The 26160-nt window shown below is 48.5% G+C and carries 21 protein-coding genes and 2 tRNA genes; 9 read left to right on the forward strand and 14 right to left on the reverse strand.

What is annotated here, in order from left to right:
* Positions 1-3: 3 nt before the first annotated feature.
* The 3 genes from plsX to HQN60_RS03140 form a co-directional block, all read right to left on the reverse strand.
* Positions 4-1044, reverse strand: a complete 1041-nt coding sequence (gene plsX / locus HQN60_RS03130) for a phosphate acyltransferase PlsX (protein ID WP_173532308.1) — start codon at positions 1042-1044, stop codon at positions 4-6.
* A 122-nt stretch (positions 1045-1166) separates the two neighbouring features.
* Positions 1167-1346: a 50S ribosomal protein L32 gene (gene rpmF / locus HQN60_RS03135; RefSeq protein WP_173532309.1), complete on the reverse strand. Its 180-nt coding sequence runs from the start codon at positions 1344-1346 to the stop codon at positions 1167-1169.
* A gap of 27 nt (positions 1347-1373) precedes the next feature.
* On the reverse strand, positions 1374-1871 hold the full coding sequence (locus HQN60_RS03140) for a YceD family protein (protein ID WP_173532310.1): 498 nt from the start codon (positions 1869-1871) through the stop codon (positions 1374-1376).
* Between the two features lie 94 nt (positions 1872-1965).
* Between HQN60_RS03140 and HQN60_RS03145 the strand changes: the two genes are divergently transcribed.
* Together HQN60_RS03145 and HQN60_RS03150 are read left to right on the forward strand one after the other, a co-directional pair.
* The gene (locus HQN60_RS03145; protein ID WP_173532311.1) at positions 1966-2571 is read left to right on the forward strand and encodes a Maf family protein; all 606 of its coding nucleotides are present in this window, start codon (positions 1966-1968) and stop codon (positions 2569-2571) included.
* Between the two features lie 105 nt (positions 2572-2676).
* Entirely contained in the window at positions 2677-3384 is a 708-nt protein-coding gene (locus HQN60_RS03150) for an SAM-dependent methyltransferase (protein WP_173534575.1), read from the forward strand.
* A 75-nt stretch (positions 3385-3459) separates the two neighbouring features.
* Here the strand turns inward: HQN60_RS03150 and HQN60_RS03155 are convergent, their stop codons facing one another.
* Positions 3460-5301 carry a diguanylate cyclase domain-containing protein gene (locus HQN60_RS03155; protein ID WP_173532312.1) on the reverse strand — a complete coding sequence of 614 codons (1842 nt, stop codon included), beginning with the start codon at positions 5299-5301 and terminating at the stop codon, positions 3460-3462.
* A gap of 328 nt (positions 5302-5629) precedes the next feature.
* On the opposite strand from HQN60_RS03155, the gene HQN60_RS03160 reads away from it, so the two are divergent.
* A complete protein-coding gene (locus tag HQN60_RS03160; RefSeq protein ID WP_173532313.1) occupies positions 5630-6241 on the forward strand; it encodes a hypothetical protein in 612 nt (203 codons plus the stop codon).
* A 66-nt stretch (positions 6242-6307) separates the two neighbouring features.
* Here the strand turns inward: HQN60_RS03160 and HQN60_RS03165 are convergent, their stop codons facing one another.
* The 3 genes from HQN60_RS03165 to HQN60_RS03175 form a co-directional block, all read right to left on the reverse strand.
* Entirely contained in the window at positions 6308-9358 is a 3051-nt protein-coding gene (locus HQN60_RS03165) for an efflux RND transporter permease subunit (protein ID WP_173532314.1), read from the reverse strand.
* A 132-nt stretch (positions 9359-9490) separates the two neighbouring features.
* Entirely contained in the window at positions 9491-10615 is a 1125-nt protein-coding gene (locus HQN60_RS03170) for an efflux RND transporter periplasmic adaptor subunit (protein ID WP_217390214.1), read from the reverse strand.
* A 58-nt stretch (positions 10616-10673) separates the two neighbouring features.
* Positions 10674-12095, reverse strand: coding sequence for an efflux transporter outer membrane subunit (locus HQN60_RS03175; protein WP_173532315.1), 1422 nt, complete (start codon positions 12093-12095; stop codon positions 10674-10676).
* 151 nt (positions 12096-12246) lie between these two features.
* Here HQN60_RS03175 and HQN60_RS03180 point away from each other — a divergent pair, with 151 nt between their 5' ends.
* Positions 12247-12861: a TetR/AcrR family transcriptional regulator gene (locus HQN60_RS03180; protein ID WP_173532316.1), complete on the forward strand. Its 615-nt coding sequence runs from the start codon at positions 12247-12249 to the stop codon at positions 12859-12861.
* Here the strand turns inward: HQN60_RS03180 and HQN60_RS03185 are convergent.
* Complete coding sequence (locus tag HQN60_RS03185; protein WP_217390215.1) at positions 12858-13142, reverse strand: hypothetical protein; 285 nt, start codon at positions 13140-13142, stop codon at positions 12858-12860. The genes HQN60_RS03180 and HQN60_RS03185 overlap by 4 nt on opposite strands.
* A 281-nt stretch (positions 13143-13423) precedes the next feature.
* Between HQN60_RS03185 and HQN60_RS03190 the strand changes: the two genes are divergently transcribed.
* Both HQN60_RS03190 and HQN60_RS03195 read left to right on the forward strand, forming a co-directional pair.
* Complete coding sequence (locus HQN60_RS03190; RefSeq protein WP_173532317.1) at positions 13424-15022, forward strand: NAD+ synthase; 1599 nt, start codon at positions 13424-13426, stop codon at positions 15020-15022.
* A 171-nt stretch (positions 15023-15193) separates the two neighbouring features.
* Positions 15194-16948, forward strand: coding sequence for a GGDEF domain-containing protein (locus HQN60_RS03195; RefSeq protein ID WP_173532318.1), 1755 nt, complete (start codon positions 15194-15196; stop codon positions 16946-16948).
* Positions 16949-17009: 61 nt separating this feature from the next.
* On the opposite strand, the gene HQN60_RS03200 is transcribed toward HQN60_RS03195, so the two are convergent.
* Positions 17010-18146, reverse strand: a complete 1137-nt coding sequence (locus HQN60_RS03200) for a diguanylate cyclase domain-containing protein (protein WP_173532319.1) — start codon at positions 18144-18146, stop codon at positions 17010-17012.
* Positions 18147-18292: 146 nt separating this feature from the next.
* Between HQN60_RS03200 and HQN60_RS03205 the strand changes: the two genes are divergently transcribed.
* The gene (locus HQN60_RS03205) at positions 18293-18658 is read left to right on the forward strand and encodes a hypothetical protein (RefSeq protein ID WP_173532320.1); all 366 of its coding nucleotides are present in this window, start codon (positions 18293-18295) and stop codon (positions 18656-18658) included.
* A 106-nt stretch (positions 18659-18764) separates the two neighbouring features.
* Here HQN60_RS03205 and rpsT read toward each other — a convergent pair whose 3' ends face one another.
* Positions 18765-19034 carry a 30S ribosomal protein S20 gene (gene rpsT, locus HQN60_RS03210; protein WP_173532321.1) on the reverse strand — a complete coding sequence of 90 codons (270 nt, stop codon included), beginning with the start codon at positions 19032-19034 and terminating at the stop codon, positions 18765-18767.
* 156 nt (positions 19035-19190) lie between these two features.
* Between rpsT and murJ the strand changes: the two genes are divergently transcribed.
* Positions 19191-20726 carry a murein biosynthesis integral membrane protein MurJ gene (gene murJ, locus HQN60_RS03215; RefSeq protein ID WP_173532322.1) on the forward strand — a complete coding sequence of 512 codons (1536 nt, stop codon included), beginning with the start codon at positions 19191-19193 and terminating at the stop codon, positions 20724-20726.
* Between the two features lie 65 nt (positions 20727-20791).
* On the opposite strand, the gene HQN60_RS03220 is transcribed toward murJ, so the two are convergent.
* Positions 20792-23737, reverse strand: coding sequence for an HD domain-containing phosphohydrolase (locus HQN60_RS03220; protein ID WP_173532323.1), 2946 nt, complete (start codon positions 23735-23737; stop codon positions 20792-20794).
* A 208-nt stretch (positions 23738-23945) separates the two neighbouring features.
* Here HQN60_RS03220 and HQN60_RS03225 point away from each other — a divergent pair, with 208 nt between their 5' ends.
* Positions 23946-25148 carry an amino acid aminotransferase gene (locus HQN60_RS03225; RefSeq protein ID WP_173532324.1) on the forward strand — a complete coding sequence of 401 codons (1203 nt, stop codon included), beginning with the start codon at positions 23946-23948 and terminating at the stop codon, positions 25146-25148.
* Positions 25149-25209: 61 nt separating this feature from the next.
* Here HQN60_RS03225 and HQN60_RS03230 read toward each other — a convergent pair whose 3' ends face one another.
* The 3 genes from HQN60_RS03230 to HQN60_RS03240 all read right to left on the reverse strand — a co-directional run bounded on the left by HQN60_RS03230 (position 25210) and on the right by HQN60_RS03240 (position 26102).
* The gene (locus HQN60_RS03230) at positions 25210-25830 is read right to left on the reverse strand and encodes a hypothetical protein (protein WP_173532325.1); all 621 of its coding nucleotides are present in this window, start codon (positions 25828-25830) and stop codon (positions 25210-25212) included.
* Between the two features lie 60 nt (positions 25831-25890).
* Positions 25891-25966, reverse strand: a tRNA-Asn gene (locus HQN60_RS03235).
* A gap of 60 nt (positions 25967-26026) precedes the next feature.
* Positions 26027-26102, reverse strand: a tRNA-Asn gene (locus HQN60_RS03240).
* Between the last annotated feature and the right edge of the window lie 58 nt (positions 26103-26160).

Consider the following 26160-nt stretch of genomic DNA (forward strand, 5'->3'; position numbering starts at 1 on the left):
AGATCAGGACTCGGCAGCTTCTACCGCAGCGTTAAGATGCACCAACTCTTGTTGCACCTGCTCTGTAATGCGTTGAATCATGCCGGAGCGTGCTTCCTCAACGGCCTGAGACAATGCCCAGTAAAACGCAATTTCATCCGCTCCGCCATGGCTTTTTACCACAATGCCACGCAAGCCAAGAAATGACGCACCATTAAAACGACGTGGATCTAGTCGCTTTTTAAAACGATTCATTAATGGTAAGGCCAGTAATGCCACACAACGTGTCAGAATATTACGAGTAAACTCTTCCTTCAAGAAGGTGGTAATCATTTTGACTAAACCTTCTGAAGTTTTTAATGCCACATTACCGGTAAATCCATCACAAGCCACCACATCTACTGTACCGCGGTAAATATCATCACCTTCGATATTACCTTGGAAATTCAAACGGGTTTTACGCAGCATTTCAGCCGCTTCTTTCACCGCTTCATTGCCTTTGATGTCTTCCGAACCAATATTGAGCAAACCTACGGTGGGTGCATCAACATGCTTGAGCGCCGAAAACATCGCCGAACCCATAATGGCAAATTGCGTGAGCTGCAAAGGCGTTGAATCCACATTCGCGCCCAAATCGAGCATTGCCGTTTGTCCCTTCATTGTGGGCATCAGCTTTGCAATCGCGGGGCGATCAATACCTGGGATCGTTTTTAATACAAACCGTGCCGTCGCCATCAATGCGCCGGTATTACCCGCTGACACACACGCATTGGCCTCACCGGACTTCACCAAATTAATGGCGACACGCATCGATGAATCTTTTTTATTTTTCATTGCCGATTGCGGGGACTCATCCATCGTCACCACCTCGGTGGCAGGATGAATTCGCAAACGCGGACTCGTTGCGGCATGCTGAGCCGCTAATTCAGCCGCAATCGCATCGGCTAAACCGACTAAAACGATATTGACATCGGGATTGTCTCGCAAAAAGCGCAATGCGGCTGGCACTGTAATGTGCGCGCCGTGATCGCCGCCCATTGCATCTACTGCGACAGTGATATCCATTCAAACACCTAAAATGACGAACGGCGCAAGGGAGTTATTCTCAGAGAGACACTCACTTGCGCCGTAAAGCTAGCCAGCATGGCTAAAAATTAACCCGCTTAGCTAAAACAGCAAGGCGGCGATTATTCGCCCTTAGCTTTGATCACACGACGGCCATTGTAAAAGCCGTTTGGAGAAATGTGGTGCGGGCGATGAACTTCACCAGTTGCAGCATCTACAGACAAAGCTGGTGCTGACAAGAAGTCATGAGCGCGGTGCATGCCACGTTTCGAAGGTGATTTTTTATTTTGCTGAACTGCCATGTGAAATACTCCTAATAACTCAGTTGTTTATTCCGCTTTCCTGGTTTTCAACTGAGCCAGGACTGCAAACGGATTCGGTTTTTTACTCGCCAATTTGGCCAGTGCATCGTCACCACCACACACATCGTGTACTGGTGCCACTGGCAAAGCGAGTAACAATTCGTCTTCGACCAGTGCTTCAATATCCAGCTCCGGATCGATCAAAATGCCATCAAGGTCCTCATCGAAGGCTTCCGCTTCATCGATTTCTTCCTCAGTAGCAAACTGGGTCAACACGGTTTCGTTATGAAATGACCAAGGCATACCCAATAGGCAGCGCTGGCAAATCAGTTGCAAATCACCTTTTACTTCTAAATAAAGCCAAGGGCGTTGCGTACGATCATCTACGCCACTTTCGATATGCCAAGCGATTTCGCCTGATGTATCTGCCAACAGGTCACTCAAACGTGAGAGCTGCGAAAGTGGGATAGAACCTTTGAGTTCTCGACCTTCTTGCGCAAATTCCGCGCTGTGAATCACCGTCATGGGGTTGCCGCGTAGAACCGGAAACCGCGCATGATATAATCTCCTACTATCCTCTGTCAAAGTATTTTGCGCTTTTAAGCACGGTGAAATTCATATGCGAACCACTTCTACCTCCTGCGAGTCACGCCAACTGGTTCTGGCGTCTACATCGCTGTATCGAAAAGAACTTTTAGAACGCTTGGGTCTACCGTTTGTCACTGCGGCCCCCAATCTGGATGAATCGCCACTGATCGGTGAGACTGCGGCCCAAACCAGCGAGCGTTTGGCCATTGCCAAAGCCAAGGTGCTGGCCGATCAATATCCAAATAGTTTAATTATTGGCTCAGACCAAGTGGCGCTACTTAACGGTGTGCAATTAGGCAAGCCCGGTAATCATGAGCGTGCCGTTGTGCAATTGGCGGCCATGCGTGGACAAAGCATTGCGTTTCATACTGCGCTCTGCCTTTACAATACGGCAACCCAACAAGTGCAAAGCCATGTCGACATCACCACGGTGACCATGCGCGATTACAGTGATGCACAAATCGAAACCTATTTACGCCGTGAGCAGCCTTACAACTGCGCCGGCAGCGCCAAAACCGAAGGTCTCGGGATTGTGATGATCGCCGCGATTAACAGCACCGATCCAGCGGCGATTATTGGTTTGCCTTTAATCGAGCTCGTTAGCATGCTCAATCGCGAAAGCTATCCAATTTTGTAATCAAAACCAAACACCACTGGGTATATTTAGCTAGCTCTTTTAAATAAAGAATTAGCCAGACATACCCATTAATAATGTACTCACTCCTTATTTGGATAAATGACCATGACGGGCATCTTGTATTTAATCCCCGCGCCAATGGGTGGCGATACCATCAACGATATTTTGCCGCTCGACGTGATTGAAACCGCCAAACGGCTGACGCATTTTGTCGTTGAAAATGCCAAAACAACCCGCGCGCATTTAAAAATGCTCGGCACGCCTCATGAGCTACGTAGCTTGAGCATGAGTGAGTTATCTGAGCACACCAAAGAGCATGAAGTCACAGCGCTATTACAGCCGTTACTCGATGGTTTTGATGTGGGCTTAATGTCAGAAGCGGGTTGTCCGGGCGTTGCCGATCCCGGCGCACGGCTAGTACAACTGGCCCATCAACGCGGCATCCAAGTGGTACCGCTGGTTGGACCATCCTCGTTATTGATGGCGTTAATGGCCTCAGGGGCCAATGGGCAAAAATTTCGCTTTAATGGCTACTTGCCCTCTGATGCCACGGGACGAGTGCAGGCCATTCGGCAACTGGAAGCGAGCTCAAGCAAAGAAAGTCAGGCAGAGTTATTTATTGAAACCCCATACCGCAATGGCGCGCTGTTTCAAGCCTTACGCGACAATCTCAAAGCCCATACACGATTAACTGTGGCCTGCGATATTAGTTTGCCAAGCCAAGAAATTTTGACGCTAGAAATCGGTCAATGGAAGAAAAAACCTGAACCACAAATCCATAAACGGCCAACGGTATTTATCATCCAAGCGTAAAAACACCGCATCGATCAATCACATCAACGCGGCAGCCGCCGCGATCGATGTGCGTCATGATCATTTCAGCGGCAATTAATGCGCTTGCGTCACACCTTGCAACGCCGAATTATAAAATAAGACGGTATTTCGACCGGCGGCCTTGGCCTGATACATCGCCACATCAGCGTGTTTCAGTAAATCATCAATGGAGATTTGCTCAGCCAAAAATAAAGCCACACCAATACTAGGCGTACTCACATGGGTATGCCCAGATAAATCATACGGCTGGCGCAGGCGCTCCAAAATTTTATTGGCGACTGTTTTTGCTTGCTCGAATGCTTGTTCTGCTTGCTCACTTAACGTTTCGAGCAAGACCACAAACTCATCACCGCCCAAACGCGCCACGCTGTCATTTTCTCTAACACAAGATTGCAAGCGTGCCGACACCTGTTGCAGTAATAAATCCCCCATATGATGACCATAATTGTCATTCAAATGTTTAAAGTGATCGAGATCGAGAAACATCACCGCGCCATGTAAACCACTGCGGGCTGAAGTCAGCATGGCTTTTTTGATTTGATCCATTAATAAACGACGATTAGGCAGGCCCGTTAAAGCATCAAAAAAAGCCAAACGATAGATTTCTTCTCGCCGCTGATGATCTAAAGTATTGTCGCTCACTAGGCCAATAAAAATCGGCTGACCAGCCCGCAAAATTTTGGACACCGATAAGCGCATCGGAAACAAACTACCATCTTTACGTAAGCCTTCTACCTCACGCGGCACGCCGACAATACTGGCGTTACCTGTTGATTGATGATGCAATAAATAACCGTCATGCAGGCCGGCATGCGGCTCTGGCATCAACATCGAAACATTTTTAAACAACACTTCTTCAGGCGAATAGCCAAAAATACGGCTCGCCGCCGAGTTAAAACTTTCAATCCGCCCGGTGATATCGATCGTAATCACCCCATCAGCCATATTGTCGAGAATGGTCTGCGTGTGCTGTACCGACTCTTGCAAAATCATTTTGTCTTTGGATAATTGAGTTTCCGCCAATTCATGCTCAATCACTAAGCCCACCAAATAAGCGCCGCGCTTAATGGCTTGTAATTCCTTACTCGAAGGCGAACACGGGTAGCGATGGTAATTGGCAAACGTCCCCAGAACACGGCCTTTGGTAGATAAAATCGGGATAGACCAACACGAGCGTAAATCATGCGACAAGGCCAGCTCAGCAAAATTACGCCATAAAGGATCACTCGCAATATCGGCGACAATGGTGTCTTGCCCGGTATACGCCGCTGTGCCACAAGAGCCAATATTTGGGCCAATCGCCACACCATGAATCGCTTGGCAATACGCCTCGGGTAAACTCGGGGCAATGGTATGCAATAAACGTTCGCCCTGATCATCGAGCAATAAAATAGAGCACAAAACGCCGGGAAAATTAGACTCAAAACTATGCACAAATTGCGTTAATAACTGCATAAAAGGGACATCCGCAGCGTGCATTTCCAGTAGCTTTAATTCGGTATCAATTTGCAGCTGAAATTGCTTTTGCTCGGAAATATCTAAAATCGAGCCGACAATATATAAAGGCTGCCCCGCCTCATCAGCAATGGTTTTTTGAATCACATAATCCGTTTGATAGCGACCCAACTGGCTATTCCAGCGTGTTTCTTCATGCGTAGCTATTTTTTCATTCGCTTGCGCGAACGGTGTTAGCGACACCAGTTGCCTGCATGTCTCATTCTCGCCAAGTTCTATCACTTTTAGCGGCACCACCGCTTCAGCGCTCGCATTTTGATAAGCGGTATTGCTCAAGATAATTTGGCCGTGCGCATTTTTAACAAAGCATTGCAGCGGCAACGCATCTAAAAATTCGCGAAAAAAATCAAAATCATCGGGTTTTAACTGGTTTAAGGCCATTTCAATCATCTACCTAGCAATAAAATCTAACACGCCATCGCTTCAACCCAGGGTCATCCTCAGTTGCAATGGCGTAGGCCTCAAAATGTAGTGCATCAATCAGCTCGAAAAGCATCATTCTAATTTTCACCATGCTTTCATAAAAAAACAATAACTGTAAAATAAATACTAGATACATTCAAAGAAAGATGACAAGAACAAAACAATTTATGAGGTGAGCATTAAGCGAAAACTAACCGTCTGCACCCAAAAAGTAAACATTTCACTACGTGTTTTGCGTCCGCTGTCGATATAAAACACAGATTGTGTCTTATTGAGGAGATTCATTATGTCCATCAGCGTCTCTAGTCTGAGCAGCATACCGCCGCTAGCTAACCGCCCGCAGCTGCCGCAAAACAACAACGCTCGGAATGAATCGAATACAGAAAACGCACAAGAAACGGTGAGTCTAAGTACCAGTGGCAATGAATCACTCACCTATAGCAAGCCACGCGCACTCCCCGAAAATCTATCAGCCATGCTCGAAGAATCAAATCGTAAAGTCGATGAATTAATGAGCTTGATTCGGCCGCTTATTGAAGGGCAAGGTTTGAATTTAGCCAAAGTCGTTCGTGGCGAACAAAAACTCAGTGTCGATCAAACCACCATTGATAAAGCCCAAGCAGATTTGGCTGAAGACGGTGAATTTGGCGTCAAAAAAGTCGCCGAGCGCATTTTGGGGTTTGCCAAATTTGCCATGGGCGACGATCCAGCCAAATTGCAAAAAATCCGCGATGCGGTTGAATTAGGATTTACACAGGCCAAAGCCATCTTAGGTGGCACCCTACCGGACATCAGCCAAAAAACCCACGACACCATCATGGCCGAATTTGATCGCTGGCAGCAAGAAGGCATTCCAAGTGGGGCAACCGTCAGCCTTGGTACTGAACCTAAAACTTAAAAGTGTCCCTAGAGCCTCAATATAAAAAAACGGCGCAATGCGCCGTTCTTTTTGAATTGCCGAGGTTTAATGCTGCACTTTTTTACGCTTGCTACTCATCCATTGCACAAAATCATCGACAAAAGTAAACACCACCGGAATCACCAATAAGCTCAAAAAGGTCGAGGTAATTAAGCCGCCAATGACGGCAATCGCCATCGGGGCACGAAAACTCGAATCCACGCCCCAACCCATCGCAATCGGCAACATCCCCGCGCCCATCGCAATCGTCGTCATCACAATCGGCCGCGCGCGTTTACGCCCTGCATCCATCAAGGCATCAAAGCGCGCCATCCCTTCTCGACGGGCAACAATGGCGTATTCAACCAATAAAATCGAATTTTTAGTCGCGACCCCCATCAACATAATCAAGCCAATTAAGGTCGGCATTGAAAACGAACTGTGGGTCAGCAATAAGGCCACAAAAGCACCACCAATCGATAAAGGCAGCGCCGCTAAAATAGTCACTGGCTGCATAAAATCGCGGAACAACAGCACCAGCACCATATAAATACACAACACCCCTGTGAGCATCGCCAAACCAAAGCTGGCAAACAGTTTTTTCATTTCTTCCGCATCGCCAAACACCGCTCGGGTGACCCCAGCTGGCAGGTTTTTTAAGCTCGGTAACTGATCGGCCTCCGCACTGGCTTCACCTAAAGTTCGGCCATTGAGTTCAACGTCAAAAATCACATTACGCGCTCTATCGTAACGGCTAATCACACTGGGGCCGCTACCAATCTCCACCGTGGCCACCTGCCCGAGCATCACATCACCCTGCGTGGACGGCACACGCAAACGCTTGATTTGCTCAAGATCGCTACGAAATGAATCCGGTAAGCGCACCACAATCGGTATTTGTCGTTCGGGTAGATTGAGCTTGGCCAGCGCCGTATCAAAGTCGCCCACTGTCGCCACCCGAATGGTGTCGGCAATCGCCAACGCGGTGACGCCCATCTCGGCGGCTTTACTCATATCAGGACGGATAATTAATTCAGGGCGAACCAAACTGGCGCTCGACGTAACCGCACCAATGCCGTTTAAAGTGCGTAAGTCTTTTTCCACCGCTTTGGCAGCAACAGCTAAAGCTTCAGGATCGTCCGACTTAATAATCATTTGTAGCTTTTCACCATTTTGCCCTAGCCCGACCGTGACCCTCGCCCCAGGAATCACTCGCAATAACTCACGCAACTCTTGCTCCAGCACGGTTTTTTTCGCGCGCTCAGAGCGTGACACCAACGTCAACGTTAAGCTGGCTTTATTCACGCCGCTACTGCCACCAGCAAAAGGGTCAGATCCGGCCTTGCCATCGCCTACTGCGGTATAAATTCGGGTAATAAACGGCAATGGGGCTAAGATTTTTCGCGCTTGATCGGCGGCTAAATAAGTGTCGTTCAATGTGGCGCCGGGCGGTAACTCGATTTTGACCAAGGTTTGCGAGCGATCATCTGGCGGAACAAAACCCGTTGGCAATAATGGCACCAAAGCTAAAGACGCAATAAAAAACACAATCGAGCAAATCGCGGTGATTTTACGATGTCGCAAGCACCACGCCGCGCAGCGCAGATACGCCAATTTTAAACGCCCTTCTTGCTCAGCATGCGGCATCGGTTTAAGTAAATACGCCGCCATCATTGGCGTGAGTAAACGGGCAACGACCAACGATGCCATCACCGCTAGCGCAGCGGTCCAGCCAAAGGGTTTAAAGAATTTACCCGGAATACCGCTCATAAACGCTGTTGGCAAAAACACCGCCACCAAAGCAAACGTTGTCGCCACCACCGCTAGACCAATTTCATCGGCCGCTTCCATCGCCGCTTGGTACGGCGATTTACCCATGCGCAAATGGCGCACGATGTTTTCAATTTCAACAATCGCATCGTCGACCAAAATCCCGACCACCAAGGCCAGCGACAATAAGGTCACGGTATTAAGGGTAAAGCCGAATAAATACATGCCGATAAAAGTCGGCAAAATCGATAGGGGCAAAGCGGCGGCCGAAACTAAAGTCGCGCGCCAATCACGCAAAAAGAACCATACAACAATCACGGCCAGCAACGCGCCTTCATACAATAAGCCCATCGAGCCATCAAACTCGTCTTGCACTGGGGCCGCCATATCATAAGCGGGGTTGAGTATCAGGGCAGGATGCTCAAGCTGTAATTGCGCGAGGGCCTTTTTAACTGCAGCAGCCACTTCGGTCTCACTGGCGCCGCGCGCACGGGTGATTTCAAAGCCAACTACCGGCTGGCCATCGAGCTGAGCGATAGAACGGCGCTCGGCAATGGTGTCGTGGATGCTGGCAATTTGATCGAGACGAATCCGACGGCCATCAGGTAAAGACAGCTCGGTTTGTGCCAACTCGGCCGCCGTCGTGGCCGCAATAATGGTGCGTAAAGCTTGCTCTGAGCCACCCAAATCGGCACGGCCACCAGAAGCGTCTTTTTGCGTTCGCGCCAATTGCCGTGAAATATCGCTACTACTCACGCCAAGCGCAGCCATGCGCGCTGGATCGAGCTCAATTTGCACTTGCCGCGTGACCCCGCCAACGCGAGAAACCTTCCCCACGCCAGGAATCGCCCGAATCACGCGCGTGATTTTGTTGTCGACCAACCAAGACAGCTGCTCTTCATCAAGCTGTGGATCGGCAACGGTATACACCAGAAATGGCACGCCAGAAAACTCGACCTTACCAATAATCGGATCTTTTAAATCCGCCGGTAAATCACTACGCACATTGGAAACCGCGTCTCGCACATCGTCAACGGCTTCATTAATGGGTTTTTCCAGCTCAAACTCGACGGTCATGCCAACCACGCCATCGCTGATATTACTGTACACGTGTTTCACGCCTTGCAAGGCTGAGACTGAATTTTCTAGCTTTCGCGCCACCTCGGTTTCTAGCTGAGCGGGGGCTGCGCCCTCCAAAACCGCAGTCACCGTTACCATCGGCAATTCGATATCTGGAAAGTCTTGCACCTTCATTTGGCTAAACGACCACAAACCGCCCAATGAAAGCAGTACAAATAGCATAATGGCCGGTATCGGATTTTTAATCGACCAAGCAGAAAAATTCATTGTGCATCCCTGGGTATATCAACGAAAAGCTTTCAAATTAAAGTCTACAAGCTAATACCTAATAGACAAGACACAATATAAATTGGCGACATACTGCCAATCGATTAAGGCGCTTAATCTCACTGGCTTGGCTTACTTAACAACCCGTACCACATCACCATCAGCTAAAAAGCCGGCACCGCTGGCCACCACCGAGGTATTCGGAGCCAAACCTTCGACTTCCATCATGCCGTCAGCCTGACGCCCCAATTTCACACGCACTTGCTTCACTTTATGATCGGCTTGCAACACAAACACATTGGCAAAACCATCGCGTAATAAGATCGCACTGCCCGGTAGCGCCAAGGCCCGAGTTTGGCCAATCGCAATCTGGCCTTTCGCAAACATCCCAGGTTTGGCTTCAGCCAAAGGATCGGCCGCTGTTTTTAGATCGACATACACCAGCACATTGCGGGTTTTCATATCAATCGTGGGCGCAATATTTCGTACCGTACCTTGCACCGTTTTGCCCGTAGGTAGCAGCAAAGACACCGTTTGCCCGGCTTTAATGCGGTTACTTTCAGCAGCCGTTACCTCTGCCTGCCATTCCAAGCGAGCTTGCCGTACTAAACGAAACAACTCTTGCCCTGGCTGGCTCACCGCCCCCAAGCTAGCGCTGCGTGCCGAGATCACCCCATCATCGGGTGCCACAATGCGCGTTTGACTCAAGCGAACTTGCGCACTGGCCACTTGCGCTTTAGCCGATTGCACTCGCGCTTTGGCCATCATTTCTTTAGTAAAAGCTTCGGTTTTTTGTTGTTCTGACATGGCGCCGGTATTGCCCAGTTGCCGCACCCGATTGGCATTTTGCTGTGCTTCGCCTAATGCGGCCTCGGTTTCAGCTAACGCGGCTTTGGCTTGGGCTACTTCGGCCTGAATCGTTGCATCATTGTATCGAGCGAGTACTTGGCCTTTTTTGACCCGATCACCAATGGCGGCATTCAGTTGAGTTAAGCGTAAGCCGCCCAATTCAGTACCAATGGATGACTCTTGCCATGGCAAAACATTGCCATTAGCGGCAATCGTTTGCGCCCACTCCATCGATTTGGGTTGAATCATCCGCACCGTCAATACCGGTTTACTACCCACGGTTTTTTTGTCGGCTGAATCGGCACGCACCATCGCAGCGGTCAATGTCAAACCCGCGAGCAGCGCAAACATGCTGATACTCAATACCATGCCACGTCGCACTGGGAATCGCTTTAATACATCCTTCATTACCCTACTCCAGTATAAGTTCATACTCATTATCTAGATTGAATTTGCAAGCAATACCCTACTTGACGATCGCTTCTTCACGAATGCCATCGACTGGCCATTGACCACCCACCGCTTTGTAGAGCGCAATCCATAAGGACAATTGATCGCGCTGCAAAGCCATTTGTTTCACTTGTGCGCCCAGTAAAAAACGCCGCGAGACTTCCAAATCCAATAAGCTGGCACTGCCGGCTTGCCACATGGCGTTGCTAGCATCTTGCTGCTGCTGATAACCCGCCACCGATCGCTGCATGGCGGCAATGCGGCGTTGATTGCCATCGAGCTGCTGCAAGGTCTGCTCAACTTCACGTACCGCAAACCGCACCTTTTGCTGATAAGCCGCTAGCGCCTGATCGTAGCGCGCCACCGCGGCGGCTTCTTCGGACTTTAAGCGTCCAGCGTTAAATATGGGCAGTTTCAATGTGGGGCCAAACGACCAAGCATTGCCATTGATCGACAGACTGCCGACCTCTTGCTGACCCAAGCTAATCACACCAAACAAACTCAGCGACGGCAATTGTGCCACTTTACTAATCCCGACTTCGGCCGCCGCCATATTGACGTTTTCAGCAGCCACGCGAATGTCGAAGCGTTGCGTAATCACAATCGCTGGCACAGCATTCATCGCAAAACCCACCGGCTGCGGCAAGCGCGGTGCGCCTTGCTCAAGCTGAGCGTTCACTTGCTGGGCAGACCAACCGGTTAAAGCCACTAAGGCTTGCTTGGCCATGCCAATGCCTTCTTGCGTTTCGACCCACTGCGCCAAGGCATCAGCGCTACTGGCATCGAGTAAAGCCACGTCCACTGGGCTAGCAAGGCCGACTTGTTCTTTTTCCTGCGTTAATTGCAAACTGTGATTTCGCGACTTTAAATCCAGCGCCACAATCTCAGCCAAAGCTTGATATGCGCGTAATGCCACATAGGCATTGGCGACTTCGGCCGCCACGCTCGCTCGCGCATCTTGCCATTCGATGGTTCTGGCCGATAAATTGGCCAGTAGATTTTTTTCTGCCGTGCGCACCCCACCCCATAGATCGATCTCCCAGCTGGCATCGAGTCCAACGCTGCCCGCATTGATGGGCTGCGCAGGGGCGATCATCGTGTTGTGACTGCGCGAGCCACTCGCCGTTGCGCCCACGGTGGGCCATAAATAGGCTTTAGTGGCGTAGGCTTTGGCGCGCGCTTCACGAATCCGCGCTTCGGCCAGTTCTAAAGTGGGGTTCGCTTGTTGCGCAGCATTGAGTAAGGTGTTGAGTACCGGATCTTGCCAAGATTGCCACCACACTTGCTGCTCGGCGAGGTGGCTGGTGGTCGGCAATGGCGTCTGCCAAGCGCTCGCTTTGGGCGCCAGCTGCGCAGACTCAGGCTGCGGCAAGGTAACGGCACAACCACTAACGGTGCCGAGCAGACTCAGCAAGAGCAAATTTAAACAGTGACGCATACAGGCGGCAGTTCCCTAAGTCAGTAGAAATGCATTTCAACGACAAATACAAGCAGCGCGAAAGTGAAATTCATTGAGGCCAAGCGAAGAAATGCTAAACTGACCGAACGGTTCGGTCAATGACCAATGAATATTTATTTTGGGTATCGATATGCCAAGTTCCAGCCCGCTAAATCAAGCCAAACGTCAGCAAATCCTCGACGGCGCGCGACGCATCTTTATTGAATTGGGTTTTGCCAGCAGCAGCGTAGAAAAAATCGCTAAAGCAGCCGGCGTTGCCAAAGGCACGATTTATAATTATTTCGACAGCAAAGAAGCGCTATTTGTCGCCTTGATTGCTGGCGAGTGCGGCGGCGAAACACACTTGCCTGCGCTAACCCAATTACTGGACGCACCGATTGAAGCGGTATTAAACCGCTTTGCTCATCAATGGCTGAGTAGTTTATTACAAGAAGAGCAAGCGGCATTGTTTCGGATTGTATTAGCAGAAGTAATGCAGTTCCCGGCGCTCGGACAATTAATCGAGTCATCAGGGCCGGCGCAGGTGGTGCAACGGCTGAGTGAGTATTTGGCCCAATTAAATCAAGATGAAATACTACAGATCGATGATGCCAGATTGGCTGCTGAACAATTATTAGCGCTCAGCGATGCCGGCATCACACGACAAATGCAACTCTCGGTCAGCAATCCCAGTTCAAACCAGATTGAGCTGCATGTGAATAGTGCAGTGAACGTTTTTTTGCGGGCTTATCGTCGCGCTAATTAAGCCACCGCGAGTCGCTGCATTAATTGTTCGGCATTGGGATCGTCCGCCAGCACCAGCCTGATTTTATTAAAGGCAGTGGCGGCCTCTTCTGGATATTTGCCATACGACACGACGCTGGCGTGTCGCCATCCCGCCGCCGTTAGCGTCTGCTTGGCAAATTTACTACCCTCGATACCGCCGCCGCCCAATTGCAACAAGGCTTGTTCGATCAGCACATGGGGGAATGGATTACGCGATAAGGTATTAAAATGCGTTGGGAATACTTCATCAAATGGCATCATCAACTCACTCAAGCAAATTGAAAATGAATGGCTTGATGCACCCACTGCATCGGCTAATTCATTCTCTTCTTTCGTTTTTTTAGCGTTTCGCTTATGAAATAGCAAGCACTCACTGACAAACAACGAAACAAACCCTTCACCCAAAACCAATTGAGCAGCCGCCTCATCGACAGCTGATCTCGGTAGAAATCAATACACGCGACGCATCCCATCGCAATTTGCGCCCACACTGACCAGCATCCCGCTAAAATAGCGTTTTTACCTTGCCCAATTTGCTGCTCATGAAAATCGCCCTTGCTCAAATCAACCCTATTGTTGGTGATATTGATGGCAACACCGAGCTTATTTTTGCTGCGGCTCGCGAAGCTGCCGCTGCTGGTGCTGATATTTTGCTCACCCCGGAATTAGCCCTCACTGGCTATCCACCGGAAGATTTATTACTGCGCCCAGCGTTTTTACAGCAATGTCGCGAAAAAATTGCGCGTTTCATTGATGAGCTTGACGGCATTACCTTGGTACTGGGCTACCCATCAAGGAGTGGCGACGAAATTTTTAACTCAGCATGCGCCATTCGCGATGGCAATTTTCTTGGCCGTTACGACAAATTACTCTTGCCAAATAACGCGGTTTTTGACGAAGTGCGTTACTTCACGCCAGGCTGCACGCCATTCGTATTTGAACAAAATGGCGTTCAAGTCGGTATCGCCATTTGCGAAGACTTATGGGATACCGAGCCAGCTGCCGCCGCCAAAGACGAAGGTGCCGAGGTGTTATTGGTGCTGAATGCCTCGCCGTACCACCAAGCCAAACAAAGCACGCGCCGCGAGATTGCCCAGCAACGCGTAGAAGAAAACGACTTACCGATTGTGTATTGCAATTTAGTTGGCGGCCAAGACGAGCTGGTTTTTGACGGCCACTCCTTTGCGCTAAATAAATCCGGTGAATTGGCCCTGCAATTACCGGCGTATCACAGCCAAATTGGCTACTGCGATTTTATCAATGGTGATATTCAAACCGCATCGATTGCTGCTGATGAGTCGATCGAAGCCAGTATTTACGGCGCTTTGGTGCTAGGCGTACAAGATTATATTGGCAAAAATCGCTTCCCTGGCGTGCTACTCGGTCTCTCGGGTGGCATTGATTCGGCACTCACTTTGGCCATTGCCGTGGATGCACTGGGCGCTGATAAAGTCCACGCGGTGATGATGCCATCGCGCTATACCGCTGATATTTCGGTGAATGATTCCCGCGAAATGATTGAAATTCTCGGCTGCCAATATTCAGAAATCGAAATTTGGCCGATGTACGAAAGTATGATGGCCGGATTAAAAGACGAATTTGCTGGCCGCGAAATGGATACCACCGAAGAAAACTTGCAAAGCCGTATCAGGGGTATGCTGTTGATGGCTATGTCTAATAAAGGCGGCAAGCTGGTACTTACTACGGGTAATAAATCAGAAATGACTACCGGTTATGCCACCTTGTATGGCGACATGGCCGGCGGCTTTGCGGTATTAAAAGATATTGCCAAAACGCTGGTGTATCGCCTATCCAACTGGCGTAACACGCAAGGCGTGGTGATTCCTGAACGCATTATTACTCGCCCTCCTTCAGCCGAACTGCGCCCAGATCAAAAAGACCAAGACAGCCTGCCTGAGTACGAAGTGCTTGATGCCATTTTGGCCGCCTACGTTGAAGATAATCTGAGCATCGCCGAAATTATTGCGCAAGGCTATTCCGAAGCCGATGTGAATAAGGTGGTGCGTTTACTCAAAATCAACGAGTACAAACGTCGCCAAGCACCAGTTGGCCCCCGCATTACCCAGCGCTCGTTTGGTAAAGATTGGCGAATGCCGATTACCCAGCGCTTTACGCGTTAAATCGTTTTTTCTATTTGCGGTTAGCCCAAGCATGCATGCTTGGGCTTTTTCTTGCGCCAAACGATGTGCTGTTTCAAAAAACCGCAATAAATATGCCGATGCCGTATTTTGTAACAAAACATTCATCTTTCACTGTTACCTTACCGCCTCACACCAAACCATTGAGTTTGTATGATCCGCCACAGCAGCAATGAGCGCTATTGCGCCGAACTCGCCGACATCATTCAACAGCAACAGCTTAGCGCAGTCTTTCAGCCGATTGCCGCACTCAATCAAGCCACAGCCTATGGCTTTGAAGGATTGATTCGTGGGCCAAGCGGCCATCCCTTGCATGAACCACAACAACTGTTTCAAGCCGCAGAGCAAAGCCAATGTCTTCCTCAATTAGACAGGGCTTGCCACCAAGTCATTATTCAAGCTTTTATCGAGCAGCAGCTGCCTGGAAAGTTATTTCTCAATGTTTGTCCACTTAGCCTAATGCACGCCACCTTTCGCGCCGATGCAATGCTCGATTTTATGCACGCCGTGGGATTAGACCCTAGCCGAGTCGTTATTGAGCTCACCGAAACGCAAGCCACTCGCGATTACGCCCTCATGGCTCATACATTGCAACACTATCGAGACCTGGGTTTTCAAATTGCGCTAGATGATTTGGGAGAGGGATATGCTAGCTTGCGGCTCTGGTCGGAACTCAAACCTGATTTTGTTAAAATTGATAAATACTTTATTCAAGGCATTAGTCGCGATCGACAAAAACGCCAATTTGTTCGCTCCATCCAACATATCGCACTCAGTACCGTCTGCAACGTGATTGCCGAAGGCATTGAAAATCATGCCGAACTGGCGGTGATTCAGCGATTAGGGATTAATTTAATCCAAGGGTTTTTAATCGGCCGTCCCGAAACCAAACCCAAGCCCTTGCTAGATTTCCCCAAAAGCCAAACCGAAACACCACTACAAATCGGCCAAGGCAGTAGCCACGCGGGTGCTTTACTGCAAATCGTACCCAGCGCCAGCCAAACCGATAGCAACGAAACCGTTTGGCGACGCTTGACGCAGCAAGCCGATTTAAGCGCGATTCCGGTGGTCGACAATGAACGCCCCATCGGGCTGATTAAACGCAGTGATTTACTCGAATTGTTTTCTCGACCGTATAGCCGTGAACTGTTTGGCGCGCGCAGTTGCAGTACTCAAATGGATTGCCACCCTTTAATTGTTGAGCAAGCAACGAGTCTAACCGAGCTCGCGCGTTTACTGACTTGCTGTGAGCGTGGCGATCTCAATGATGGTTTTATCATTACCGAGCAAGGGCGTTATTTAGGTATGGGCACTGGCCGGGATTTAATTCGCGCAATGACTGAGTTGCAAATTAGCGCGGCACGCCATGCCAACCCTTTAACTGGCTTACCCGGCAATGTGCCCATTCAAGACGCGATCAGCCAATATTTACAAACCGAATGCAACTTCACCGTGGTGTACGTCGACCTCGATCATTTCAAACCTTATAACGACATTTATGGTTACGCCCGAGGCGATGAGCTTCTGCAGTTTTGCGGCCAACTGTTACAAAATAGCGTTGATCCTCAGCTTGATTTTGTTGGGCATGTCGGTGGTGATGATTTTATTTTATTATTGCGATCGCCGCATTGGCGCTCGCATTGCGAGCAAATACTCAGTGATTTTCAGCGGCAACTAGCCGCATTTTTTAAACCGGCGCACTGGCAAGCGCAAAGCTATGTGGCGCACAACCGACAACATCAATTGCAGCGTCACCCACTGGTTTCGATGTCTTTAGGTGCAGTAGAGATTGTCGCTAGCGATTATCAAAGCCACCACGAAGTAGCCAGCCATGCCTCAAGCGCCAAACATATGGCCAAGACTCAAATTGGTAATTCTTTATTTATTGCATCAGCAGCAGCGCCATAAAGCGCCTAAGGCAGGCTGAATAGGTATTGAATGCCGACCCTTTTTAGATAAAGGACTGCGCTCAATACCCATCGTTATGGGGTGGGTTTTCCGCGGCATCAATTTGCGAAAGATCCCAACCCAAGGCCAAATCTTGATTGGCTTGGGCTAATAATGGCTGTAAATTTTTAAGCAAAGCGCGCAGGTGTGGTCGCAGCTCCGTCAGCATGCCTTTGTGCAACATCACCAAGGCCTCGGCGATCAGCGGCGTGTGAGGCACGCCAGTCGTCTCGGGCATAAAGACGTGATTTTCTATTGGCGTCGCATACAGGCGATCTTGTGCGATTTGTAAAATCCGCTCACAAGAATGCTCATCATCATGCCAAGAGTTCGCTACCGCAATACTCGCCGTCACTCGTAACACTTGCTCACGATAATTTATTCGCGCATTCGCAACCCGAAGACGCAAACGCTCGGCCACAATGCGCGCTTCAGTTAATGGCGTGGCTGGGGAAATAATCGCAAACAGTGCGCCAGTTAAATGCGCCAAGGTATCTTCTTTGCGTAAAGTGCTTTCCAGTAATTTGGCTAACATGGCCAACATTTGATCGCAAACGCGCCCGCCCAACTTGTCGGTCAACAACTGAAAATGATTTACCTCTAATAGCAAGACGCTCACTTGGCTATGATGCCGCAGCGCAAAGGCCAGTGCTTGTTCCAACTGTAAATTTAATAAATAAGAACTCGCGACACCAGTCAATTGATCATTCGCGCTATGAACTTGCATGCCCCGCGCTGCGGCCAGTTCTTGACGCGCTGCGGCCAATTCAAGATTGGCCTGAACCCGCGCCAACATTTCGGTGCGATCGGTGGATTTGCTTATAAAATCATTGGCGCCACATTCAACACAGCGCAATTTAGTCGCTTCATCTTCTTCACCCGAAATAATAATCACTGGCAAATAATGCAAATGTGCATCGCCTGAGCTGCGTACGCGTGCTAATAAACCCAAGCCATCGAGCTCGGGCATGGTTAAATCTGAAATCAATAAATTAATCTTCGGCTCAGCCAATAGCAGCTTCCAGCCCGCTTCACCATCGGCCGCCTCAAATAAATCAAAATGCGCGCTTAAATGCTTACGCACCGTCGCACGGACGATGCGAGAATCATCAACAATCAAGATTTGAGGCCGCGGATTTAATTCTTCACTGTCAATCATTGTCAATTTCACTTCATCCAACGCAGGCTTTAGCCTAGCACATGAAATTAAACGACGAGAGGCAGAAATAGGACGCAAGAAATCAGTCTACAACGACCCGAATGTCATGTAAGCTAACAGCTTACTCGCTTGCTTAGGATGTGATCATGTCCAAGACCTATCGTTTACAGCTCAGCGTCTCTCCTGTCACCTGCCGTGAAGCCGACTATACCCTTGGCGCAATTCAACGAGCATGGTGCACGCCATCATGGGCGAATAAGCAATCGCTAGGGCATGAGATTTTATTACTCGAAGTGGGACACGAAGCAGAAATCAAGCTCGGAGAAAGCGCCGATTGGTTTGTAGAGCGCATCGCCGCTGCCATCTGGCAAGAAACCGGCCGGTTTGTGCGCATTGCCATTGATATCGCTGCAGATGAAGCCGCTGATGGACAACTGATTATTCTCGATGAAGCGGCATATTGGCGGATTATGCAAAGCTTTCGCCTGTCATCACCGCGCTTTCATTCCTAACACAGCGCAAATATAAGGCGTACCAACGCAGCGGTGCGCAAACAGCAGACACAAAAAAACCCGTTTACACGGGTTTTTTTGCTTTAGAACCTGTTACTTACAAAGCTTAGGCAGCAGCCATTGCTTTGATCGCAGCAGACAAACGGCTCTTATGACGAGCTGCTTTGTTCTTATGGTAGATCTTTTTGTCAGCCAAGCTGTCGATAGTGCTAACAGATTCTTGGTAAACAGCTGCAGCAGCCGCTTTGTCGCCAGCCGCGATCGCTTTCAATACTTTTTTAACTGCAGTACGGAATTCTGAACGTTGCGCGCCGTTGTGTAAACGTGCAGCTTCAGCTTGACGAGCGCGTTTGCGTGCTTGTGCGGTATTTGCCATGGTAATTCTCCAAAGGTATAAACGGGTCTACTGCTTCGCCGGAGACACGGACTTTCGGCAGCACACACACCCTAGAAAGGGGGCAATTTTATGCCTTCTTCACGGCAAGTGCAAGTAGGCGTTATCATACGCGCTACCAGGGACGGAAAAATAACAATGAATCTACTCAAAGCACTGGCCGCAGTCAGCTCGATGACGATGGTTTCGCGAGTTCTCGGCTTTGCCCGTGACGCGATTATGGCCACTATTTTTGGTGCAGGCGCCATGATGGATGCGTGGGTGGTTGCCTTTCGCTTACCAAATTTACTGCGACGTATCTTCGCCGAAGGCGCATTCTCACAAGCGTTTGTGCCAATACTGGCCGATAAAAAAACTCGCGAAGGTGATGAAGCGGCAAAAATATTTATTGCGCATGTGGCCGGTTTATTAACTTTAATTTTAGCGGCGATCACCTTAATCGGGATTTTGGCTGCACCATGGATTATTTGGACTACCGCCAATGGTTTAACCAATAATGCCAATCAATTTGCCGTTACCACCGATTTATTGCGCATTACCTTTCCTTATATTTTGCTGATTTCATTGTCGTCACTCGCCGGCGCAGTGCTCAATACGTGGAATCATTTCTCTGTTCCGGCCTTTACACCCACGCTATTGAATATTTCATTTATTATTTTTGCGTTGTTTTTTGCCCCCTATTTTAATCCGCCGATTATGGCACTCGCTTGGGCCTTGCTGGTGGGGGGCGTTGCTCAGCTGGCGTATCAACTGCCTTATCTCAAAAAAATTGGCATGTTGGTTCGGCCGAGATTGGATTTTAAAGACCCCGGCGTTTGGCGCGTGGTTAAGCAAATGGGTCCGGCGATTTTGGGTGTTTCGGTCAGCCAGATTTCACAAATTATTAATCAAAGCTTGGCGTCATTGCTGGTCGTGGGTTCGATGTCGTGGATTTACTACGCCGATCGCTTAATGGAGCTGCCTACCGGCTTATTGGGCGTGGCGCTCGGGACGATTTTATTGCCGTCGCTATCTAAAACCTTGGCCAATAACGACAGCGTGGAATATTCCAAACTTCTCGATTGGGGTTTACGATTGGCGCTCTTATTGGCGCTACCCTCAGCAGTCGCTTTGGCGGTGATTGCCGAGCCGCTAACGATTTCATTATTTCAATACGGTAAATTTACTGCTCATGATGCGCAGATGACGCAATTGGCGTTAATGGCGTATGCAGTCGGTATTCCCGGTTTGATTTTGATTAAGCCCTTAGCACCGGCATTTTACGCACGTAAAAATATTAAAACCCCAGTTAAGATTGCGGTGTTTTCTTTAATTGTGACCCAAGGCTTAAACCTGATTTTAGTGCCTTATTTGCAACATGCCGGCCTCGCGTTATCGATTAGTTTGGCGGCCATCGCCAACGCCGGTTTGCTGTATTACCAGTTAAGAAAACAAGATTTATATCAACCTGAAGCGGGCTGGCTGGGCTTTTTGTTGAAACTGATTATTGCAGTGAGCTTAATGGCATTGGCTTTATTTGGCGTAATGCAAATTATGCCAGAATGGGCGCAGGGTAATATGCCATTACGATTACTGCGCCTCTCAGGCTTAGTCGTCGTAGGCATCGTCGTGTATTTTGCCGTACTGGGTTTACTGGGATTTAGACCACGGCAATTCTCTCGCCGTAGCGTTTAAAATATACACAGGGTATTTGCTGCTTGGCTTTTATATTAAAGCATTGCAAACAAATACCCTCTTGTTTATAACGCCGCACTCGCTGGCGTTGGCAAATAAACTTCTATCGCTACCATGTCAATTTGCTCAGCTTGCATAAATTGTTTGGCGTATTTCAAATACACCCCCGACGATAAAAACAATTGGAATAACTCACGATCAATATGCTGATTTTCCACCATGCTATGCATAATGCGGATCGCTTCCGAGAGTAATTTACCTTTTTTATACGGTCGATCCACCGCCGTGAGCGCTTCAAAAATATCGGCAATCGCCATCATTCGCGCCAATGGGCTCATTTGTTGTTGCGTGAGTTTGCGTGGATAACCCGTACCATCCATTTTTTCATGATGACCACCGGCAATTTCTGGCACTTGCTGCAAATGCCGAGGAAACGGCAGTTTTTCTAACATAATGATGGTTTGCACAATGTGCTCGTTGATTTTATAGCGCTCTTCTTCGCTTAAGGTGCCACGCGCTACCGATAGATTATAAATTTCACCTCGGTTGTATAAGAGTTCAGGCACATTGAGCTGAAAACCCCAAGGGTTAATGTCTGGCATTTGCTCGCGCAGCGAGCGGCTAAATTGATGCTCAACTTTATCGGCCAATAGCGACTCAACAACCGGCAGTTCAGCGGCTGGCTCACGCGCTTTACGACTTTTTTCTTCATGCGAAATACCGATTCTATCGTCCAAAGTACGTAGCCATTGGCGCTTGGCAATGGCATTTAATCGCGTGATTTTATCCTCGGCCATAAATTCACCGCCCTGATTACATTGGGCGATAAAAGCAAAGTCATCGTCAAGCTGTGCCAATGTTTGGGCCAATTGCGGTGCTAATTGTTGCGGATCTTCACCGTCAATTTGTGCTTGTAGCGCCTGAATTTGCGCGTCGCGCTTTAAGACTTCAAAGCGCATCCGCACTTCATGCAGCCTATCGTAGAGCGTTTCTAATTTAGTCGCTTTATCAACCACATATTCTGGTGTCGTCACCTTGCCACAATCGTGCAACCAACACGCAATATGCAAAGCTTCGCGCTCGGTTTCACTTAAATTGAAATCTGCATATGGGCCATTTTGAGTTTCACATGCCGCATTAGCCAGCATTTTGGTGAGCTCAGGAACGCGCTGGCAATGGCCGCCGGTATACGGACTTTTGGCATCAATCGCACCAGCAATTAATTGAATAAACGCTTCAAGTAATACTTTTTGCTCTTCGATTAAACGCTGCGTATTGAGCGCTACTGCCGCGGTGCCAGACAGAGCAGTCACAAACGACAAGCGTTTGGCACTTATTGCGGTCTCGGCGTTCAGCAATAACGCCAACACCCCAAGCAATTGCCCCGTTTTATCTTTAAGCGGCACGCAAACCAATTGATAAGCGGCGGGCTCAGTAATCACAAAATTAAAATACAGTTGCACCTGCTCGCGAGTCAAAAGCATAGAGCTGGCTTGTTGCTGCAATAATTGCAATACCGGATGCGTCTGATCGGCATCGAGTTTAAGGGTGGCCAATTCGCCAAAGGCTTCACGAATTTGATCGTTATATTGAGCTTGTACTACTTCCAGTGTGCCTTGCTTGGGCTCCGCTAAATATAAAATACCGCAAGGCGCTAAAGCGGCTTTACGCATCTCACTGACAATCAACACCAGTAAACGCTGGAAATTCGTTTCCGCAGCCAATGCATTAGATAGATGTAAAAAGTCTTCAATCGTGCCCTTCATTTGATCCATCGATTTAGCTAGCGCAATAATCTCAGTGATCCGCGCATCCACCTGAATGGGCTCACTAAAATCAAAGCGCGCAATTCTTTGTGCTTCGCTATTGAGCTGAATTAATGGTCGCGACGCCATACGCGCTAACCACAAAGCCAAACTCACACCAAAGGCTAAAAGTAGGGCAGAAATCAATAAAGCATGATTGCGAATTTCAATTGCTGGGCCAAGTAATTCTGAATGCGGCGAAGCTAACCATAATTGCAACGGCACACCGCCAAGCACCGTAATGGATTGCTTGGAGGCCTCCCAATGCTCATTATCCACCGTCATCGTCGTGCTTTGGCCAGGGGCACGCTTAAAATGGTCCTCTTTTAATTGGCTTAGCAAATGACCATCAAATTCCGTCAGCAATGGCAGCCGCAATTGCCCTTGCTCTGCTTGTTTCATTTGAGGTAGCCCATCTTGGGTCAGCATCACCCCTTGCTCTGCCGTCATCAATAGAAATTTTGATCCCGGCGTTTCCTGATAATACGATAGGACTTCTTCAATCGTTTCTAAGCGAACATCCACCCCGACAACGGCAGTTTGCTGGTTTGCCGCAGTGGAAATCGTCACCCCTGCTTTATCGGTGGCATAAAAAACATAAGGCAAACTGCTTTGCACGCCAATTGTCGATATAGCCGCCTTAAACCAAGGGCGCGTTCGCGGATCAAATTGATAATCAGGATTAATTCGATTTTCAATTAAACGAAATTTCTGATCAAAAAATAAATAACGCCCAACAGCATGATCATCAGTAACTTCAATACTTTGCACTACCCACGCCGTATTTTTAGGTGGATTAAATCGTTGAATCAGTGCAACCTCATTGCGCCAAGGCCGTAATAAAAAAAAGTCGCCATTTTGATAGCCCACATATACCGCAGCCAAAGCCGGCCGTGTTCGCAATGCAGTCAATAAATACGGCATGCTTTCCAGTCTTTGCTCCAGCGTTGTTGCATGGACAATGCGTTGATCGGCCATTAATTCTGCCGTCACGGCGGCATTACGATAGAGATTATCCAAGTGATCGGTCGCCACTCGCGCAAAATTGTTCACTCTATTTTGCGCATTGAGCATTAATATTTTTTCTGTTGAGCTTTGAAAGAACCAAGTTGTTACCGCAGCAAATAACACCATTAAGCCGACAAAGAAATAACCAAGATGCAAATGAAATGGGATATGTTTCGACCTTTGTAACTGCGCGCTCATACCAGCAAGTCCCCTCTTTTTATTCTTTCTGCAATATTAAATCGGACGAAATACTAAATATCATATTAATACTGATCTCGAAAGAAAATCGAGATTATTCCACCGATGTCGACAGCCCCACTTGCCAGAGTCATGCTAAAATCACCTTTAAATTGATAGCAATTTAAGGCAGAACTGGCCTTTTCTCTTTATTTGAATGGAGCACTGCATGTCGTCCTCGATTTTTGCCGCCGTTGAAATGGCGCCACGCGATCCAATTTTGGGTCTGAATGAATCTTTTAATGCCGATACCCGTGACTTTAAAGTCAACCTTGGGGTCGGCGTTTATTTTAATGACGAAGGCAAAATTCCTTTATTGGCTGCAGTAAAAGCGGCAGAGAAAGCCCGCCTTGAAACGCAACCACCACGCGGCTATCAGGCAATTGAAGGCAATCCAGCCTACAATGCCGGCGTGCAAAACTTGCTATTTGGTACCGACAGCGAATTAACTGCTGCAGGTCGTGTTGTGACTGCACAAGCACTTGGCGGCACCGGTGCACTGCGCATTGGTGGTGATTTCTTATATCGCCTCAATCCTAATGCCACTGTATATATCAGCAATCCAAGCTGGGAAAATCACCGCGCTATTTTTGAAGCCGCTGGCTTTAAAGTTGCTGACTATCCTTACTATGATGCAGCAACACGTGGCGTTGATTTTGCGGCAATGAAAGCAAATCTACTCACCTTGCAACCGGGCTCGGTGATTATCTTACATGCTTGCTGCCATAACCCAACTGGCGCTGATTTATCAGATGCACAATGGACTGAAGTGGTTGAAGTGTGTCGTGAACGCGGCTTAGTGCCTTTCCTTGACATGGCTTACCAAGGTTTTGCAGAAGGGATTGCTGAAGACTCAGTTGCAGTCAATGCTTTTGCTACTTCAGGTCTGCAATTTTTGATTTCGAGCTCTTTCTCAAAAAGCTTCTCTTTATACGGTGAACGTGTTGGCGCGCTGTCGATCATCACGTCAAGCAAAGAAGAATCTGGCCGTGTGCTCTCGCAAGTAAAACGCGTGATTCGTACCAACTATTCAAACCCACCTATCCACGGCGGTGCAGTGGTTGCGGCAGTGCTAGCCAGCCCAGAATTGCGTAGCATGTGGGAAGAAGAACTCGGTGGCATGCGCGTGCGTATTCGCAGCATGCGCTCAGGCTTAGTTGAAAAACTGGCGGCACGCGGTGTTGCGCAAGACTTCAGTTTTGTCACTGAACAACGCGGTATGTTCTCGTACACCGGTTTGACAGTCGCTCAAGTTGAAAAGCTCCAAACTGAATACGGTATCTATGCCGTATCGACGGGCCGGATCTGCTTGGCCGCGCTGAATAATAAAAACATCGACTATGTCGCAGATGCGATTGCCAAAGTGCTCTAATTAGCGCTTAGCCATGAAAAAGCCCACGCCATTGCGTGGGCTTTTTTGCTGCGCTGCTCAATTAATGCGCTGCTGATGGTTTCTCTGTACTGACTTTTTTTCCTTTTTTCAAACATTCCCGCCAATTTGCTGCCGTTGCCCCGGCACTGCCTTCAACCAAGCAATCACCCGCTTTTAAACGTAAATAATTTTCACTTTGTTGATCTGCAGTACTCTCAGCAAGATGAGCTTCTGTTGTGAGCGCCGCACTACCTTCATCTTTAGCTTTTAATTCCTGTCGGCGCTTAGCGTGCTCTTGCTCAGCAAGCTTGTCTTCTAACTCAGCAATATGGTCTTTTTTAGCGCGCAGCTCGACTTTTAGCTCGGTAATGTCGCGCTCTAATTCTGTTCGTTTCTCCAGAGAGCCCGATAGTGCATCTTTTAATTTTTCAATTTGGGTGAGGTAAAAACTTTTTTCGAAGTTTTTTTTCGCCATACCCAGCGCAATGCCGATCATTAAAAAAATCAGCACCAAAAAAAAACCACTCAAGCCGAAAATAATTAAACGATAGCGCGAAAAAAAGCTAACAGAATGAGCAGGTACTTCAGGCTGGGGTAAGTCAATGGCATGCTCTTCAGCAGACATCTCTACATCCTTCTTGATATGAGGGGTAATAGAGACAGCATAATCGTGAAAAAGCACAAATGAGAAGAAATTAAATTGATAAAAAAAGGGCTAGCTTTTCAGCTAGCCCTTTTAATTTGGCTCCTCGACCTGGGCTCGAACCAGGGACACACGGATTAACAGTCCGTTGCTCTACCAACTGAGCTATCGAGGAATTGATCGATAAGATCGTTACGGGTGAATTGCTACGAAAGGCAAAAAACCACAGAATTCTTGGCTCCTCGACCTGGGCTCGAACCAGGGACACACGGATTAACAGTCCGTTGCTCTACCAACTGAGCTATCGAGGAATTGGTATGGGGCGTATAATAGACACTCTCGACCGTTTAGTCAAGAACATCCTAATAA

Source organism: Deefgea piscis, from assembly GCF_013284055.1.
GTDB classification, from domain to species: domain Bacteria; phylum Pseudomonadota; class Gammaproteobacteria; order Burkholderiales; family Chitinibacteraceae; genus Deefgea; species Deefgea piscis.